Here is a 1,039-nt window from a genome sequence, read left to right on the forward strand (position 1 = left end):
TAATCCTCCAAATAATATAAACAATATATGGACCTTGTAGGACTCGAACCTACGACCGCTCGGTTATGAGCCGAGTGCTCTAACCAGTTGAGCTAAAGGTCCAAGTAATCCATATATGATATAGCGGCGAAGGGGATCGAACCCCCGACCTCCCGGGTATGAACCGGACGCTCTAGCCAGCTGAGCTACACCGCCATAAATCGGGAAGACAGGATTCGAACCTGCGACCCCTTGGTCCCAAACCAAGTGCTCTACCAACGAGCTACTTCCCGATAACATGCACCCTAGAGGAGTCGAACCTCTAACCGCCTGATTCGTAGTCAGGTACTCTATCCAGTTGAGCTAAGGGTGCTCTTTATTAAATTATGCCGAGGACCGGGATCGAACCGGTACGAAAGTTTCCTTTCGCAGGATTTTAAGTCCTGTGCGTCTGCCAGTTCCGCCACCCCGGCTCCTCAAGCGAACGACGGGATTCGAACCCGCGACCCCCACCTTGGCAAGGTGATGTTCTACCACTGAACTACGTTCGCAAAGAATGCCGGCTACATGACTTGAACACGCGACCCTCTGATTACAAATCAGATGCTCTACCAACTGAGCTAAGCCGGCTATCTCTTTTATGCGGGTGAAGGGACTTGAACCCCCACGCCGTTAAGCGCCAGATCCTAAATCTGGTGCGTCTGCCAATTCCGCCACACCCGCATATATGACCCGTACTGGGCTCGAACCAGTGACCCATTGATTAAAAGTCAATTGCTCTACCAACTGAGCTAACGAGTCTCAAATATTTCTACTTGAACGGTCCCGACGGGAATCGAACCCGCGATCTTCGCCGTGACAGGGCGACGTGATAACCGCTACACCACGGGACCTATGGGAGTTAACGGGATCGAACCGCTGACCCTCTGCTTGTAAGGCAGATGCTCTCCCAGCTGAGCTAAACTCCCTCTTGGTCGTTTAACTCAGCCAACGGTCAGAAACTTCGTTTCTCTTATCCGCCGATTGAAATCTCGATTGCCTCTCAATTCAACTAAGCTAA

The 1,039-nt window shown here is 51.4% G+C and carries 11 tRNA genes; all 11 read right to left on the reverse strand.

Features of this window, described 5'->3' with window-relative positions:
* Positions 1-28: 28 nt before the first annotated feature.
* The 11 genes from HMPREF0848_RS10065 to HMPREF0848_RS10115 all read right to left on the reverse strand — a co-directional run bounded on the left by HMPREF0848_RS10065 (position 29) and on the right by HMPREF0848_RS10115 (position 947).
* Positions 29-102, reverse strand: a tRNA-Ile gene (locus tag HMPREF0848_RS10065).
* Positions 103-121: 19 nt separating this feature from the next.
* A tRNA-Met gene (locus HMPREF0848_RS10070) sits at positions 122-195 on the reverse strand.
* Positions 196-200: 5 nt separating this feature from the next.
* Positions 201-272, reverse strand: a tRNA-Pro gene (locus HMPREF0848_RS10075).
* Between the two features lie 6 nt (positions 273-278).
* Positions 279-352 (reverse strand) — tRNA-Arg (locus HMPREF0848_RS10080).
* A 14-nt stretch (positions 353-366) separates the two neighbouring features.
* Positions 367-452 (reverse strand) — tRNA-Leu (locus HMPREF0848_RS10085).
* 6 nt (positions 453-458) lie between these two features.
* Positions 459-530, reverse strand: a tRNA-Gly gene (locus HMPREF0848_RS10090).
* 6 nt (positions 531-536) lie between these two features.
* Positions 537-609: transfer RNA gene (locus HMPREF0848_RS10095), tRNA-Thr, on the reverse strand.
* An 11-nt stretch (positions 610-620) separates the two neighbouring features.
* Positions 621-702: transfer RNA gene (locus tag HMPREF0848_RS10100), tRNA-Leu, on the reverse strand.
* A gap of 5 nt (positions 703-707) precedes the next feature.
* Positions 708-780: transfer RNA gene (locus HMPREF0848_RS10105), tRNA-Lys, on the reverse strand.
* 19 nt (positions 781-799) lie between these two features.
* Positions 800-872, reverse strand: a tRNA-Asp gene (locus tag HMPREF0848_RS10110).
* Positions 873-874: 2 nt separating this feature from the next.
* Positions 875-947 (reverse strand) — tRNA-Val (locus tag HMPREF0848_RS10115).
* Between the last annotated feature and the right edge of the window lie 92 nt (positions 948-1,039).

Origin of the sequence: Streptococcus sp. C150 (genome assembly GCF_000187445.1) — a bacterium.
GTDB classification, from domain to species: domain Bacteria; phylum Bacillota; class Bacilli; order Lactobacillales; family Streptococcaceae; genus Streptococcus; species Streptococcus raffinosi.